At 52.5% G+C, this 14682-nt stretch carries 15 protein-coding genes and 5 tRNA genes; 7 read left to right on the forward strand and 13 right to left on the reverse strand.

What is annotated here, in order from left to right:
• On the forward strand, positions 1-109 hold a 109-nt coding region (locus TU84_RS26010; protein ID WP_138762977.1), incomplete at its 5' end, for an IS3 family transposase.
• Here TU84_RS26010 and TU84_RS05465 read toward each other — a convergent pair.
• On the reverse strand, positions 106-699 hold the full coding sequence (locus tag TU84_RS05465) for a replication endonuclease (protein WP_048367843.1): 594 nt from the start codon (positions 697-699) through the stop codon (positions 106-108). The genes TU84_RS26010 and TU84_RS05465 overlap by 4 nt on opposite strands.
• 340 nt (positions 700-1039) lie before the next feature.
• Here TU84_RS05465 and TU84_RS05470 point away from each other — a divergent pair, with 340 nt between their 5' ends.
• Positions 1040-1621 (forward strand): recombinase family protein, encoded by a 582-nt coding sequence (locus tag TU84_RS05470; RefSeq protein WP_048367845.1) that lies wholly within the window; start codon positions 1040-1042, stop codon positions 1619-1621.
• A 188-nt stretch (positions 1622-1809) separates the two neighbouring features.
• On the opposite strand, the gene TU84_RS05475 is transcribed toward TU84_RS05470, so the two are convergent.
• Together TU84_RS05475 and TU84_RS05480 are read right to left on the reverse strand one after the other, a co-directional pair.
• Positions 1810-3939, reverse strand: coding sequence for a DUF262 domain-containing protein (locus TU84_RS05475; RefSeq protein WP_053225194.1), 2130 nt, complete (start codon positions 3937-3939; stop codon positions 1810-1812).
• Positions 3940-4510: 571 nt separating this feature from the next.
• Positions 4511-4587: transfer RNA gene (locus TU84_RS05480), tRNA-Arg, on the reverse strand.
• A gap of 590 nt (positions 4588-5177) precedes the next feature.
• Here TU84_RS05480 and TU84_RS05485 point away from each other — a divergent pair.
• Positions 5178-5528, forward strand: coding sequence for a DUF6124 family protein (locus TU84_RS05485; protein ID WP_048367847.1), 351 nt, complete (start codon positions 5178-5180; stop codon positions 5526-5528).
• A gap of 111 nt (positions 5529-5639) precedes the next feature.
• Here the strand turns inward: TU84_RS05485 and TU84_RS26015 are convergent, their stop codons facing one another.
• Positions 5640-6011 (reverse strand): hypothetical protein, encoded by a 372-nt coding sequence (locus tag TU84_RS26015; RefSeq protein ID WP_157403787.1) that lies wholly within the window; start codon positions 6009-6011, stop codon positions 5640-5642.
• On the opposite strand from TU84_RS26015, the gene TU84_RS05490 reads away from it, so the two are divergent.
• Both TU84_RS05490 and TU84_RS05495 read left to right on the forward strand, forming a co-directional pair.
• Positions 6004-7542: an NCS1 family nucleobase:cation symporter-1 gene (locus TU84_RS05490; RefSeq protein WP_048367849.1), complete on the forward strand. Its 1539-nt coding sequence runs from the start codon at positions 6004-6006 to the stop codon at positions 7540-7542. The genes TU84_RS26015 and TU84_RS05490 overlap by 8 nt on opposite strands.
• Before the next feature lie 59 nt (positions 7543-7601).
• Entirely contained in the window at positions 7602-8330 is a 729-nt protein-coding gene (locus TU84_RS05495; RefSeq protein ID WP_048367851.1) for an aspartate/glutamate racemase family protein, read from the forward strand.
• 31 nt (positions 8331-8361) lie between these two features.
• Here the strand turns inward: TU84_RS05495 and TU84_RS26020 are convergent, their stop codons facing one another.
• The gene (locus TU84_RS26020) at positions 8362-8841 is read right to left on the reverse strand and encodes a hypothetical protein (RefSeq protein WP_153390986.1); all 480 of its coding nucleotides are present in this window, start codon (positions 8839-8841) and stop codon (positions 8362-8364) included.
• Between the two features lie 100 nt (positions 8842-8941).
• On the opposite strand from TU84_RS26020, the gene TU84_RS26260 reads away from it, so the two are divergent.
• Positions 8942-9118, forward strand: a complete 177-nt coding sequence (locus TU84_RS26260) for a PA3371 family protein (protein WP_164488136.1) — start codon at positions 8942-8944, stop codon at positions 9116-9118.
• Here the strand turns inward: TU84_RS26260 and phnN are convergent.
• Positions 9106-9684, reverse strand: a complete 579-nt coding sequence (gene phnN, locus TU84_RS05510) for a phosphonate metabolism protein/1,5-bisphosphokinase (PRPP-forming) PhnN (protein ID WP_048367854.1) — start codon at positions 9682-9684, stop codon at positions 9106-9108. The genes TU84_RS26260 and phnN overlap by 13 nt on opposite strands.
• 374 nt (positions 9685-10058) lie before the next feature.
• Between phnN and TU84_RS05515 the strand changes: the two genes are divergently transcribed.
• Positions 10059-10385, forward strand: a complete 327-nt coding sequence (locus TU84_RS05515; protein ID WP_048367856.1) for an Arc family DNA-binding protein — start codon at positions 10059-10061, stop codon at positions 10383-10385.
• A gap of 109 nt (positions 10386-10494) precedes the next feature.
• Here the strand turns inward: TU84_RS05515 and mgtE are convergent, their stop codons facing one another.
• The 7 genes from mgtE to TU84_RS05550 form a co-directional block, all read right to left on the reverse strand.
• Positions 10495-11937, reverse strand: coding sequence for a magnesium transporter (gene mgtE, locus TU84_RS05520; RefSeq protein WP_048367858.1), 1443 nt, complete (start codon positions 11935-11937; stop codon positions 10495-10497).
• 486 nt (positions 11938-12423) lie between these two features.
• A tRNA-Arg gene (locus tag TU84_RS05525) sits at positions 12424-12500 on the reverse strand.
• A gap of 70 nt (positions 12501-12570) precedes the next feature.
• Positions 12571-12647 (reverse strand) — tRNA-Arg (locus TU84_RS05530).
• 70 nt (positions 12648-12717) lie between these two features.
• Positions 12718-12794 (reverse strand) — tRNA-Arg (locus TU84_RS05535).
• Between the two features lie 107 nt (positions 12795-12901).
• A tRNA-Ser gene (locus TU84_RS05540) sits at positions 12902-12992 on the reverse strand.
• A 61-nt stretch (positions 12993-13053) separates the two neighbouring features.
• Positions 13054-13242, reverse strand: a complete 189-nt coding sequence (csrA, locus tag TU84_RS05545; RefSeq protein WP_003175645.1) for a carbon storage regulator CsrA — start codon at positions 13240-13242, stop codon at positions 13054-13056.
• A gap of 184 nt (positions 13243-13426) precedes the next feature.
• Positions 13427-14662 (reverse strand): aspartate kinase, encoded by a 1236-nt coding sequence (locus TU84_RS05550; RefSeq protein WP_048367860.1) that lies wholly within the window; start codon positions 14660-14662, stop codon positions 13427-13429.
• Between the last annotated feature and the right edge of the window lie 20 nt (positions 14663-14682).

Here is a 14682-nt window from a genome sequence, read left to right on the forward strand (position 1 = left end):
CGATTACATCGAGATGTTTTACAACCCAAAACGACGCCACAGTTTCAACAATCAGCTGTCACCGGTAGAGTTTGAAAAGCGTTACGCAGCGAGCCTGGAGAGTGTCTAGGAAACCCGGGGCGATTCATTGCTATGGTACTCTGGTGGGCACGTTAGAGTGATGATTACCCACTTCATCCCATGCTTTTGGGCTATGACATCCATAGCTTTGGCTTGAAGGTAGGATTTATTAAACGTAGCTTTCGTTGAATTTCTATATATATCAGCAAGATTTTTTCGCGGGCTAAGCTCTAAGCGCTTTTCAATCTCTTTTTCACGCGCTTTAAGGATTTCTATAGTAGCGTCCGAACAGTAGGGCATCTTCCCCTTCTCAACAGACCCTAGCAAACCTTGACGTCTGGCATCCTTCTCCCTTTCTGAGTCCAAGATGCGGTTCAGGTTGGTTAACCAAAATCGTTCACTGCTTAGTCGCTTGAGACGTCCCAGAGTAGTAGACTTTTTGATAGCCCCTACCCCCACCCCATACTCGTGCACATGCAAGGAATGGAATTCTTTGATCTCATCAGGCGCACTAGCTAAGAAAACCCAATGCCGGCGGGCAATATTAGAAGCAACCTTGCTGACGGCTTTAGATGGAAATCTCTTTAGCTCCTCTAATGCAGGAGCCGAGTAACTGAAGGAGGGCTGAATACCAGGCACGACGACGCTCTAACAAATGCGTCGTGCATGCGTGGATTGAGTTTTTGCTTCACAGCAACTTGACTATCTCAAAGCCAAAAGGATATTAACAATATATAAAATCTAACGACTTATCCCTGACAATAGATCGCAGCTATTGACAGAAAGTCAAAGATAGTTGATCTCGTGTTAAGAGCGGAGACACCTACCTGGTTGACAGGCTCGTTAGGTATCACAAAACGACCCTTAAATGATGCTCTCTACCCACTCCCTTAAAGGCATCATTTAAATAGGGTTTACTTGTTTTCGATACCTTGTTAAAGTGATCCCACGTTTAATGATCCGCTCCCGGAGTTGTCTGATGTCCCGTACCTTTTTGTATGCACGTGTCTCAACGTCAGGCCAGTTCACTGAAAACCAAGTGCAGGAAGTGAAGTCCGTTGGCTTTGATGTACAGCCAGGCAGGGTAGTCGAGGAAACCATCTCGGGTAGTGTGGCGGCTAAGGAACGTCCAGGCTTTCAAAAGCTATTGGAACGCATGGAGAGTGGCGACGTGCTAATCGTTACCAAGCTTGATCGTCTAGGACGTAACGCAATGGACGTGCGGCAGTCAGTTGAACATCTGGCTTCTACAGGCATACGCGTTCACTGTCTCGCCCTTGGCGGTGTAGACCTGACATCGGCTGCGGGCAAGATGACTATGCAAGTCCTAGGCGCTGTAGCTGAGTTTGAGCGTGACTTACTGATCGAACGTACCCAGCAAGGTTTGATTCGCGCAAAGGCTGCGGGCAAGAAGCTGGGTAGGCCGCAGGCTTCTAGCACTACAACAGCAGTACAACGACTCAAAGCTAAGGGCATGACACAGACCCAGGCATCCGAAGAGCTGGGCGTAGGCATTGCCACAATCAAACGGCATTGGAATAAGGCTTCAGTGAACCTGTGACACCCTAGGAGCCCGCTCTAGAACGAGCTCTTTGGCACCAAGCGTTGACAGGAACCTAATGTAGAGCCCTGCCAACCATTGCAATTACTCACTCAGCAATTACAACTGGATATGCTGCGCATGTATTTTATTTGAGATAAACGCGAGCGGTACGGAAAACAGAGAACTTATAATCCGTACCGTTCTGCCTAAAGGCTAATAATATCCGGTCGACTCTCAACATCTATAGGGGGTGGCGAAGGAACAACAGGCGGTATAGCCAGGATACTTGCAAGATTAGTCTTTTCAACATCCAAGACAAACTCCAACCCGAGAATAGAAGCTTTATTCTTAGCATTACCTAAACTGACACCCCATCTCTTCTCTAAAAAGTCTAGCAAGTATATACCGCGACGAAGAATTTCTTTTGCAGTCCAATTTTCGTTTGTAGCAACTTGAATCTCAGACAAGCAACCATATCTAAACCCTACTTTTTGGATTTCATCACCTTTCTTCAAGTCGAAACTTTTGTTGCTTAGCGACGCATTCTTCCCGTGTGACACGGGCAGCAAGTTTCCCAGGGAGTTCTTTAAAACATTTCTTTGTTTGACCGTATAGCTAGCAAAAGGATTTTTCCAAGAGGAACCTTCCGCCTTCTGGGGGTAAATATGCTCTATTGTTTTATGATCCTTTTCGAAATTTTCCCTACCAACATCTTCCGACCAGGTTAACAGTTGACGACTCGTTTTTGATTGTACTCGAAGCTCTTGCTCGTACTCATACATAAAGTAGCGCAGTTGCTTCCAAGCGTAGTACCCGCTACCAGAAGGTTTCCCGATTGAGGTCATAGCATCTTTGAAATCTTTAGATTTTGCGAAAGCATCACCGGATTCCGTTAAACGTTTTGTTAACGCGTCAACCTGGAGCTTCCCGGCAAATAACTTGCCAGCAGTATCCACCATATCGAATTCAAAGAAATATCTTTTTAACTTAAATAAAAACCCAAATCGCTCTATAGCTGTAAGCGCAGCTTCCCTGGACTCGGACTTAACGGTTTTATGCATGATAGCCGTACAAACCATGAAAATACCCGTATCATCGAGTCGGTTTATTTGGCTGAGTTTAAGCTTTTCGAAATCCGTCCACCCCCCGTCTTCCGGATGGGCAATTTGATAATAGGTTCTTACTAGGCTCTTTATACTCTGTGAATAATCATAAACTTCTGATATATCTAGAGTTTTTGATTTAATGTCTGAGGACTCGTCGTCACCATTAGCGACTTCAGAACTATCATCCGACGTTAATTCATCCGCGCCCACCTGGCCGGGAGCATGGGCTACAAGCCTTTTTGGAGTGAACACCTCATCCAAAAGATAGTCTTTGTATTCATGAGTGTAATTCAAATATCGCCTAATATCAGTAGGATCTCCTGACTCAGATGACATGTACGACCCGAAATAACTTATGAAGTGAGTTCTTAGAAAATCGTCATCATCCAGTTTTCGCCGATTAGTCTTTCCTAGAAAATGATATATTGATTTCCAGCTCTCATTAATTGCTTTGCGCAACTGATTACTTTCACTTTTTTCCACATCAAATTTTGTGGAAAGATAAATCAGCCTGTTTTTCATGAGTTCTAGATGGGAAAGCGGTTTCCCTCTGTTATTCATGGTTTCGAAGGTGACAAAAACATCAAGGTCTTTTTCAATATAAAATATGTTGAATTGCAGATGCTGAGTTAGAGTAGTGAAGATATACTCTAAATCTTCAACCGTTAAATCTGTCAACTTTTCATTGAAAAAGTCTTTTGCAGCTACAAGATTCTTCGTGTAAATGGTCTCTTCAGAAAGGCCATGCAGTACGGACTCATCGCCAAATATTTTTTGCTTAAGAAATTCGTGACTTGGGTTGTCTTTCTCATATCCAAACATGTAAGACTTAGATATACCTTTGCCTTTTGCTTCGCAGATATACTTTTTCCTAATGTCACTTTTTTCCGTAAAGTTCAGAAGCTGATCTTCGGGTATTTTATCGAGTATGCACTGAAGCAATATTATTGCCGTAGTTAGCCGCTGTTGTCCGTCCACAACATACATGGGACTGTAACGCTTAGACTCAATTATCCACAGATCATCTTCCCAGGTCTTATAGTTTTCTTCTGAAACAGGCTCAAGTGTTAAAACGCCTGTATAATGGCTCTTAGCGTCTGGAAGCTGCTCAATATCATTCCAAAAATCCTTGAGATGTTTCGCCTCCCAAGAGTAACCGCGCTGGTAATCAGGTATTCTGAAAATCACTTCTGCAAATATTTTTGAAAGAGACTTTAGTTCTGATTGCATTGTTGGCTCGAATTATAGTGATGTCATACCGCTAGCCTAGCTCACTGGGCGCTCTTTTTACAGACCATGCGCCACAACGGTGTCGAATTGAGCCACCTATGTGATACGGACATCTGGTCACGCTCTACGGTTTCTGACCTATGTAACCGATACCTGATGGAATGCGGGAGGGTTGATTGGATACCCTTGGGCATCGAGTTATCGACGGGGGGGGTGTCGCTTGCTGAGCCATGGGCTGACACAACTTAACAGGAGGGCTGACGGTGTAGGTTGCCTTCGATGTATTAGCGGACTTCGCGCGACCCAGTATTGATGGACGCACCAGTGGTGGCTGAGCTGCGAAAGCTGAAGGAATTCAGTCGGGTCAAACCCGATTAAGCTCCGAAAGCACACAGACCACGCGCCACGCAGATCGACTAGGGCAGTCAGTGTCTGAGGACGTACTAGCCCAGATATGAGACGAACGGCATCTGACTGGCAGCCCTACTAGCAACAAGGATGCGTTTGCCCCCTTATTGCCCCCTTCAAAAACGTATATAGCCGTTCGGACAAACCGAAATGCCGAATAATATGGTGTCCCAGGGCCGGTTCGAACGGCCAACCTTCCCCTTAGGAGGGGGATGCTCTATCCAATTGAGCTACTGAGACAAACGTTTGCGCCACACGCTGATGGCGTGACGCAGAGGACGGCGTGCATGTTAACGGGCATGCCTTTGTTTGTCATGTCGTCCGTGGGCTTTTTGCGTGTGGGTGGGTGCGCTACAGGGTGGTGGGTGGTTGGGTATCGCAGCCTCGCTGCGCGAGTCAGCGACTACGGGGTGGTTGGGGTGGCGGGATTTTTGTGGGGATCAAAAGATCGCGAGGCAAGCTCGCTCCTACAGTTTGATTGGGGATGGTGGCGGGGGTTGGCGCAAAATAAGGCTTTTCGTACGACGCTTCGCTTTCCATCTGGTGAAACTTCCGAGAAAATCCCATTCGCTTGCGCCTGTTCAGTCCGGGGAATAGTCTCGGCCCATCGCTGTCTTTCAGCGGTCGGGTTTAGTAGCCCGACTTGCAAACTTGGCGCAAGTCGCCACCTCCGCAAGGCGCTTTTTTTCGGCCTGCGTTTTATGGTGGCCGTGCGCAGGGCACTTTCGAGTGCGCCGGTTTCCAAGTTTGCCGGTCTACTAACCTGCGTACGGCTGCCTCCCCCTCGTTTAGTAGCGATTAAGGGCAGCTCCCTAAACTTGGAGAGACCTATGAAGAAGATTGTTCCCGATCCACCTACCCTCCCCTTGCACGAGGCTGCTCAGTGCAGTGATGTGTCGTTGGACCGTGCCGCCGCTGAGCGTGCACTGGACTTTTATTTGCTCGACCCTAAGCCTCCACGACACGTGGATCAGGCCACGTATGTCATCCCCGACGGTGTCAATTTAGAAGCGGCTTTGGCCCAGGCGTCAGACTTGTTGCGCTGCGCGGGCGCTTCGGCGAGTGAGGCGGGGAATGGTTTGAGCGGCCATACACGCAGTTTGGTGTTGTCGAGCATGCACTTGGTGGAGCTGGCCAAGGCGTATGTCGATAAGTCGCTGGATGGTTTGACGACGCACTAGAGCAGTACGTGCCTGGGTGCAAGCAGGCACGGTTTTCAAGATTAAGAGCTCGCGAGGCAAGCTCGCTCCTACAGTTAAAAATCGTATACAGGTTGTCACATAACGGTGCACTCATTGGGTGCGACGCGGGGGGCGTGCATCAAAAAGTAACAGCCTTTTTGGGGTGCACACTTTTGGGCGTTTGCTGATTTTTCCTGCCTTGCGCATTTCACGCTTTTTTATACTTTTTAAATTCATCTTATTTTTCAAACTATTACAGAAATATTCGAAGTTTCTGAGTACACGCACGCTGCAACGACGCTGTTGGCTGGCATGAATATCGCTATGAGCTAAACGACATTTGTATACAAAGATACACAAAACTAAGTACACGTTGTTTAGTAGCTTGCACTCTAAATGCAGGCATAACGCGGACTTCATCACCAGTGATTCCACCCTGTCATGACGCAGGTACGGGGTCAGGAGCTTGCCCAGAATGCGCACAAGACTCTCCAGCACTATCGCTCTGGATTTACCCTCTTCCGTTTCTACCCCGCAGCCGCTGGCGGACAGTTCGTCTGCCACGCTGGCGCTCAGCCCACGCTTGCATAACAACGATCTGGCACCGACCAAAGCTGAAGGTCGGCGCTGGGGGCGTTACAGCATTTTTGCGCTGTGGACCAATGATGTGCACAACATTGCCAATTACTCGTTCGCCATCGGTTTGTATGCACTGGGGCTGAATGGTTGGCAGATTCTGCTCTCTCTGGGCATCGGCGCAGGGCTGGTGTTTATGTTTATGAACCTGTCCGGCTATATGGGCCAGCGCACCGGGGTGCCGTTTCCGGTGATCAGCCGTATCAGTTTCGGTGTGCATGGGGCGCAGATTCCCGCGTTGATTCGTGCAGTTATCGCGATTGCCTGGTTCGGGATTCAGACGTATTTGGCGTCGGTGGTACTGCGCGTGCTGCTGGTGGCGGTGCACCCCGGTTTTGCGGCGTATGACCATGACTCGATCTTGGGGCTGTCGAGCCTGGGTTGGGTGTGTTTTGTGGCTATTTGGCTGGTGCAGTTGGTCATCCTGGCGTATGGCATGGAGATGGTGCGCCGTTATGAGGCCTTTGCCGGGCCGGTGATTTTGCTGACGGTGATCAGCCTGGCGGCGTGGATGTATTTTCAGGCCAACGGCACCATCGCCTGGTCTAACCGCGTGCCGCTGAGCACCGCCGAGGTGTGGCGCAATGTGTTTGCTGGCGGGGCGTTGTGGCTGGCGATTTATGGCACGTTGATTTTGAATTTCAGCGACTTTTCCCGTTCTTCGCCGTGCTGCAAAACCATCAAGGTCGGTAACTTCTGGGGCCTGCCGGTGAATATTCTGGTGTTCGCCGGGATCACCGTGCTGCTGTGCGGCGCGCAGTTTCAAATCAATGGGCAAATTATCGAAAGCCCGACGCAAATTATCGCGTCCATCCCTAATACGTTTTTCCTGGTGTTGGGCTGCCTGGCGTTTCTGATTGTGACGGTGGCGGTGAATATCATGGCCAACTTTGTCGCCCCGGCGTTTGTGCTGAGCAACCTGGCGCCCCGGCATTTGACGTTCCGCCGCGCCGGGATGATCAGCGCAACCATCGCGGTGCTGATTTTGCCGTGGAACCTCTACAACAGCCCGTTGGTGATTGTGTACTTCCTGTCGGGCCTGGGCGCCCTGCTCGGCCCGCTTTACGGGGTGATCATGGTCGATTACTGGCTGCTGCGAAAAGGCCAGATCGATGTGCCCGCGCTGTACAGCGAAGACCCACGCGGCGCTTATTTTTACTCACGCGGGGTCAATATGCGCGCCGTGGCGGCCTTTATTCCGGCAGCGCTGATCGCCATCGTGCTGGCGCTGGTGCCGGGGTTTCATGAGGTGTCGCCGTTCTCCTGGTTGATTGGTGCGGGCATCGCGGCGCTGTTGTATCTGATTTTTGCCAAGCGCCAGGCGCATTACGCCAGTGTCAGCGGCGAGTCGATTGCGGTTGATAACGTCAGCCACTGAGTGTTGTGCGGCCCGCGGATGGCGGGCCGTGTTTTTACTTTTTTGTTGCAGGAGCTTGCATGCGAATTCTCGTGGTCAACGTCAATACGACTGACAGCATCACCCAGGCCATTGCGCGACAAGCGCAGGCGGCCGCGGCGCCCGGGACTGAGATTATCGGCCTGACCCCGGATTTTGGGGCTGATTCGGTTGAAGGCAATTTTGAGAGTTATCTGGCCGCCATTGCGGTGATGGACAAGGTCATGTCCTACGACCAGCCGTTTGATGCGGTGATTCAGGCGGGTTATGGCGAGCATGGGCGCGAAGGTTTGCAGGAGTTGCTCAACGTGCCGGTGGTGGACATTACCGATGCGGCGGCCAGCACGGCGATGTATGTGGGCCGTGCGTATTCGGTGGTGACCACGCTGGATCGCACAGTGCCGTTGATTGAAGATCGCCTGCGCCTGTCGGGGTTGTGGGATCGCTGTGCGTCAGTGCGGGCCAGCGGCCTGGCGGTGCTGGAATTGGAGGAGTCACCCGAGCGCGCACTGGAGGCCATTGTGCGCCAGGCCGAGCTGGCGGTGAGTGAGGATCGCGCCGAGGTGATTTGCCTGGGCTGTGGCGGTATGGCCGGGCTGGATGAGCAGATTCGTCAGCGCACCGGGGTGCCGGTGATTGATGGCGTGAGCGCGGCGGTGACGGTTGCTGAGTCGCTGGTGCGTCTTGGGTTGTCGACGTCCAAGGTGCGCACGTATGCGCAGCCGCGCCCCAAGGTGATTTCGGGGTGGGCGGCGAAGTTTATGCGGTAGTTTCAGGTTAGATTTTTAGAGCAAAAGCCCCTCACCCTAGCCCTCTCCCGCTGGAGAGGGAACTGATTGGGGGATGCTGAACATAATTGGCCATTAACACCTTGCGTTGAACCCAACGCCGCAAGAGCGTTTGCGTCAGGCTTTTAGTCACTTCCCCGCCTGGTTTTCCAGCATCGTGCATTTTGCATTGCGCCAAAAAGCCATCATTGCAATTTGCAATCGATCGGCCCTCGAAACCACCAGCAAACCGTTGATTTATAAGGGTTTTATAAACAAAAAGAGTTGGCATGATGCCTGCTCTATTCATGGCATCACCTAATTCTAAGAGATGACTGCCATGACCATGAACAGAACCCTTTTCTTGTTGAATGTTCTTGCCCTGGCGGTTTTGACTGGCTTTCACTTTTACGCCGACCCGGTTGCCGCCGAGCCCGGCATAGATGTGGCCGGCACGTACAGCAAACCTCATACGCCGATGCCACAACGGGCCGTGATGATGGGTAGCAGCCACGTTACCCCGCATTTGGCCACCGAGCGCTCAACCACTCCTGCCGCCTTCGAGAACACCCAGGGCGATCGCTGGGTTTTCTGAAAAAAGAGATGCTTAATCCATGTCCAAAATTGCTTTCGGCTTGTTGATGCTCGCCCTGCTGAGCCTAGCTCTGGGTCTGTTCTCTCAGGACGAGTTGGGGAATACGCCGTTGATTGCGGCCATCGTGTTTTTTGCTGGCTGGCTGGTAGCCTGCGCACTGGGTCGCCGCTTCAAGTTTGACCCTCAGTTGCGCTGAGGCGTCGCGATGGCGGCATCTATGAGCGCGAGTAAGCGCTGAACGCCAATCTGCAAGGCGGCCGAGTTGTCCAGCAGGTGCACGCCGTCTGCGACTAACGCTTCTACAGACTCCAAAAAGAGTTCATTGCGCGCCAAGCGGGCGTTTATTTCTGACGGGGTTTCTCGACCACGGGTCAGCAAGCGCTGACGCAAGACGTCGGTATCAACCCGCAACATAATCGCCAGCAAGTCCGGGTAGCGTTCGCGGGCCTGTTTGAGGTGCCCTCTCGATCCGTTGACCAGCACGTGACGCCCGGCCGCTAGCCAATGATCCAGCTGCACGGGTATGCCGTATTTCAGACCATTGGCTTGCCAGTCCAGAGCAAAGGCGCCGCTGGCCTTGAGTGCCTGGAACGCTTCGCGGCTAACGCCAATCGCCTCTTCACCTGCCGACTCTGCCGAACGGGTAATCACCCGCTGGATCACTTCACACCCGCGCGCCGCCAAATCAGGGCGTGCAGCTTCGATCAGGCTGTCTTTGCCTGAGCCTGAAGGCCCCATCAAATAGATCAATTTACCTGGCACTCGGTGGATCTCCGGGACGCGGCTGCGTAAGGCTGGGTTCACCCGCACAGGGTGAGGAGGCAACAAGATGGGGGCTGCTAAGAAGCATTCAAGTCAGTCAATGATGGCCTTTACACATAATGGTTCCTTTTAGAAAAGCCGATAGCCTGTAAACTACGTAGGACAACGCACATTTTTGACAATAGGTGCTGGCTTATAGCCTTTATCCCGTTCAATATTTGTCACAGAATTGACGCCAGGGAAGTGGCAGATATGAGGCATGATGCGCGCCTCTTTGCAATTCAGGTTGAACATTTGGCCACAAGCCTGGTCTGAAACCATATCTTGCGGCCAATTTCCGAGAACCGCTCCCCTGAACTAACCGGTTAACTATAATGCGCCCATTGAAACAGGCAATTTACTCAAGCCGTACGGCTGACAAGTTCGTCGTTCGCCTGCCAGACGGAATGCGTGAACGCATTGCCGAAGTGGCTCGCAATCACCACCGCAGCATGAACTCCGAGATTATTGCTCGCCTTGAGCAAAGCCTCATTCAGGAAGGCGCACTGGGCGATGAACCCAGCCTGCGTCTGGACAGCCCCGAGCTTTCCCTGAATGAACGCGAGTTACTGCAACGCTTCCGCCAACTGTCTCACCGCCAACAAAACGCTTTGGTTTCCTTGATTGCTCACGATGTTGAAGCTACATCCGACGCGTCTTGATTTAACCCAGGCAACAAAAAAGCCAGCGCTCTGCTGGCTTTTTTATGGGCGCCTTTCAGGCACCAATAAAAAAGGCCTGACGGGCTAGTTGCCGGTCAGGCCTTTTTGGTCAGAGCAAGAACAACGTTGCCAGCCCCAGGAAGATAAAGAACCCGCCGCTGTCGGTCATGGCGGTGATCATTACACTCGCGCCCATGGCCGGGTCACGCCCGAAGCGGGCCAGTGTCATGGGGATCAACACGCCCATGAGCGCCGCCAGCAGCAAGTTGAGCGTCATGGCGGCTGTCATCACCACCCCCAGCGACCAACTGCCGTATAGCAGGTAGGCGACCACACCGATCACCCCGCCCCATACCACGCCATTGATCAAGGCCACGGCCAGCTCTTTGCGCATGAGGCGCTTGGTGCTGCCGGTGTTCACCTGGTCCAGCGCCATGGCGCGCACGATCATGGTGATGGTTTGGTTACCGGAGTTACCGCCGATACCGGCCACGATGGGCATCAGGGCCGCCAGGGCCACCAGTTTTTCAATCGAGCCTTCAAACAGGCCGATCACCCGTGAAGCAATAAAGGCGGTGATCAGGTTGATCGCCAGCCAGGCCCAACGGTTACGCAGAGATTTCCACACCGAAGCAAAGATATCTTCTTCTTCGCGCAGACCGGCCATGTTGAGGACTTCGCTTTCGCTTTCCTCACGGATCAGGTCGACCATTTCGTCGATGGTCAAACGGCCAATCAACTTGCCGTTTTTGTCGACCACCGGCGCCGAGATCAAGTCGTAACGCTCAAACGCTTGGGCGGCATCGTAGGCGTCTTCGTCCGGATGAAAACTCACCGGGTCGCTGGCCATCACATCAGCCACTTGTTTTTCAGGGTCGTTGACCAGCAGACGCTTGATCGGCAGCACGCCCTTGAGCACGCCGTCGTAATCGACCACAAACAGTTTGTCGGTGTGGCCAGGCAATTCTTTGAGGCGACGCAGGTAACGCAAGACGACTTCAAGGCTGACGTCTTCACGGATCGTCACCATCTCGAAGTCCATCAGGGCGCCGACCTGGTCCTCGTTATAGGACAACGCGGAGCGAACGCGCTCACGCTGTTGCGCATCGAGGGTTTCCATCAGCTCATGGATGACGTCTCGCGGCAGCTCGGGGGCCAGGTCAGCAAGTTCGTCGGCGTCCATCTCCTTGGCGGCAGCCAGGAGCTCGTGATCGTCCATGTCGGCGATCAGGGTTTCACGCACAGAGTCAGACACTTCAAGCAGGATGTCGCCATCACGGTCAGCCTTGACCAACTGCCAGACGGTCAGACGATCGTCCAGGGGCAAGGCTTCCAGAATGTAGGCAACGTCTGCGGAGTGCAGGTCTTCCAGCTTGCGCTGGAGCTCAACAAGGTTTTGGCGATGAACCAGGGTCTCGACGCGATCCTGGTGCTGGCCTTCCTGACGGTGTGTCAGGCCCTCAACCACGCGCTGGCGGTTGAGCAGCTCAATCACTTGAGCCAGGCGGCTTTGCAGGCTGTCTTGCGCTTTCTTTACTTCAACTTCGGTCATAGGCGAACTCCACTCCCAGCAGCAGGGCACGCCGGAAGGATCAATCAGTCAATTCATGATTGGAAAAACGGGATGCTGAGTTACTACTGGGTAAGTCCATGGAGGTATTCCACAAGCCCCGGCGGGGCTGACGGGCGCAATCATACACGGCTTAAAAATTAATGACGCTATAAATCTGTGGAGATAACAAACGTTTACGGCTGCGTCTGGGCCGCTGAATCTGCGACGCTAAAAGCGCCTGGCAGAGCACACCTTTTTTATGAATCTTCGTGCGGTCTGGCATTTTTTAGAAGATCAACAGATCGCGAGGCGAGCTCGTTCCTACAGACAGACCTCGCCCGGCCCGGTTAATTCCTGGAGGCGGGTTCACGATAAACAGAAGATAAGTCGGGGACGTGACAAAAAAGGCTGCCTGCCGGGGCGATTCGATATTTCATAAATCGCAGACAGCAAAAAGCCCGCATAAAATGCGGGCTTCTTGGTGTATGGTGCACTCGACAGGATTCGAACCTGTGACCGCTCGGTTCGTAGCCGAGTACTCTATCCAGCTGAGCTACGAGTGCAAGTTGTGTTTGTTAAACCAGACCACCCTGGTTGAAGCAAAGTTAACTACCGGAGCAACTAACTTATAAATGGTGCACTCGACAGGATTCGAACCTGTGACCGCTCGGTTCGTAGCCGAGTACTCTATCCAGCTGAGCTACGAGTGCAAGTTGTGTTTGTTAAACCAGCCCACCCTGGTTGAAGCAAAGTTAACTACCGAAGCAACTAACTCTTAAATGGTGCACTCGACAGGATTCGAACCTGTGACCGCTCGGTTCGTAGCCGAGTACTCTATCCAGCTGAGCTACGAGTGCATTTGAAGCTGCGTATTATAGACCGTTGAATCTCTCTGCCAAGTGTTTTTTTCAATAAATTCAACAACTTACTGAAGTGGCTAGATTCTAACGTGCTACATGAATAATGGCGGAGAAGGGGGGATTCGAACCCCCGACACCCTTTTGAGGTGTACTCCCTTAGCAGGGGAGCGCCTTCGGCCACTCGGCCACCTCTCCGCAACACGGGGCGTATAATAACCAGCCTTTTCCCCGTATGCAACTAAAAACTTAAATAAAATTAAAGACTTGGTTCCTCGTCCTTTTCTTTCTTGATCCGCAGGTAGATTTCCTCGCGGTGCACGGCCACTTCCTTGGGCGCATTCACACCAATTCGCACTTGGTTTCCTTTGACGCCGAGCACGGTCACAGTAATTTCACCATCGCCTATGATCAGGCTTTCTGCGCACCGGCGAGTCAGAATCAGCATACGTTTCTCCTCACACTTACATTCAGGGACAACAGTCTGCAAAAAAAAAGGGCTTGGGCTTGCGGCTATATAGCGACAAAACCCTGCGCCCTTAGTATTGACCAACATGGCAAAAGATAAAGCCCTGTGCCATATCCATCAAAAAAACAAAGGGCGCGGGTTCACCGCGCCCTCTGGGCAACGCTTACTCGCCCTGCCGGGCAGGTGCGTCCAAATCAAAAGCCGTGTGCAGGGAACGCACTGCGAGCTCCAGGTACTTCTCTTCGATCACCACCGACACTTTGATCTCGGAGGTCGAGATCATCAGGATGTTGATGTTCTCTTTGGCCAGCGATTCGAACATGCGGCTGGCAACGCCTGCGTGCGAGCGCATGCCCACGCCGACAATCGACACCTTGGCAATGTTGGTATCGCCGACCACTTCACGGGCACCGATCTCGCGAGAGGTGTTTTCCAGGACCTCAAAGGCGGCCTGGTAGTCGTTGCGGTGCACCGTAAAGGTGAAGTCGGTGGTGTTATCGTGCGCAACGTTCTGCACGATCATGTCGACTTCAATGTTGGCCGCGCTGATCGGGCCGAGGATTTTGAATGCAACACCCGGGGTATCTGGCACGCCACGGATGGTCAGCTTGGCTTCGTCGCGGTTGAAAGCGATGCCAGAAATGATCGGCTGTTCCATGGATTCCTCTTCATCGATAGTAATGAGGGTGCCCGGACCCTCTTTAAAGCTGTGCAATACGCGCAGCGGAACGTTGTACTTGCCGGCGAACTCAACGGCACGGATCTGCAACACCTTGGAGCCCAGGCTGGCCATTTCCAGCATTTCTTCGAAGGTGATCTTTTCCAGGCGCTGAGCCTTGGCCACAACCCGTGGGTCGGTGGTGTAGACGCCGTCAACATCGGTGTAGATCTGGCATTCGTCAGCCTTCAGGGCTGCCGCCAGCGCCACGCCGGTCGTGTCCGAGCCACCACGGCCCAAGGTGGTAATGTTGCCGTTTTCATCCACGCCCTGGAAACCAGCAACCACCACTACGCGCCCTTCCTTCAGGTCGGCGCGAATTTTCTGGTCGTCAATTTTCAGAATGCGGGCTTTGGTGTGCGAACTGTCTGTCAGGATGCGCACCTGGCTACCGGTGTAAGACACCGCTGGGACGCCGCGCTTGTTCAGCGCCATGGCCAGCAAGCCAATGGTGACTTGCTCGCCGGTGGAGACAATCACGTCCAGCTCACGAGGCAACGGCTGATCGCTGATCTGTTTGGCCAGATCAATCAAACGGTTGGTCTCGCCGCTCATCGCAGACAGCACAATAACCAGGTCGTTGCCGGCTTCGCGAAACTTCTTAACTTTATCGGCGACCTGCTCGATTCTCTCGACAGTGCCGACCGAGGTGCCTCCAAATTTTTGTACGATCAAAGCCATTTCAAAGCAGCCTCAGCCCA

Origin of the sequence: Pseudomonas helleri (assembly GCF_001043025.1) — a bacterium.
In the GTDB taxonomy this organism is placed as follows: domain Bacteria; phylum Pseudomonadota; class Gammaproteobacteria; order Pseudomonadales; family Pseudomonadaceae; genus Aquipseudomonas; species Aquipseudomonas helleri.

Bases quoted from the DNA above. Each gene is read 5' to 3' on its own strand.
- TU84_RS05475 (WP_053225194.1), bottom strand. From the start codon at position 3,939: ATGCAATCAGAACTAAAGTCTCTTTCAAAAATATTTGCAGAAGTGATT.
- TU84_RS26260 (WP_164488136.1), top strand. From the start codon at position 8,942: ATGTCCAAAATTGCTTTCGGCTTGTTGATGCTCGCCCTGCTGAGCCTA.
- csrA (WP_003175645.1), bottom strand. From the start codon at position 13,242: ATGCTGATTCTGACTCGCCGGTGCGCAGAAAGCCTGATCATAGGCGAT.
- TU84_RS05485 (WP_048367847.1), top strand. From the start codon at position 5,178: ATGAAGAAGATTGTTCCCGATCCACCTACCCTCCCCTTGCACGAGGCT.
- TU84_RS05470 (WP_048367845.1), top strand. From the start codon at position 1,040: ATGTCCCGTACCTTTTTGTATGCACGTGTCTCAACGTCAGGCCAGTTC.
- TU84_RS05515 (WP_048367856.1), top strand. From the start codon at position 10,059: ATGCGCCCATTGAAACAGGCAATTTACTCAAGCCGTACGGCTGACAAG.
- TU84_RS05490 (WP_048367849.1), top strand. From the start codon at position 6,004: ATGCGCACAAGACTCTCCAGCACTATCGCTCTGGATTTACCCTCTTCC.
- TU84_RS05495 (WP_048367851.1), top strand. From the start codon at position 7,602: ATGCGAATTCTCGTGGTCAACGTCAATACGACTGACAGCATCACCCAG.
- mgtE (WP_048367858.1), bottom strand. From the start codon at position 11,937: ATGACCGAAGTTGAAGTAAAGAAAGCGCAAGACAGCCTGCAAAGCCGC.
- TU84_RS05550 (WP_048367860.1), bottom strand. From the start codon at position 14,662: ATGGCTTTGATCGTACAAAAATTTGGAGGCACCTCGGTCGGCACTGTC.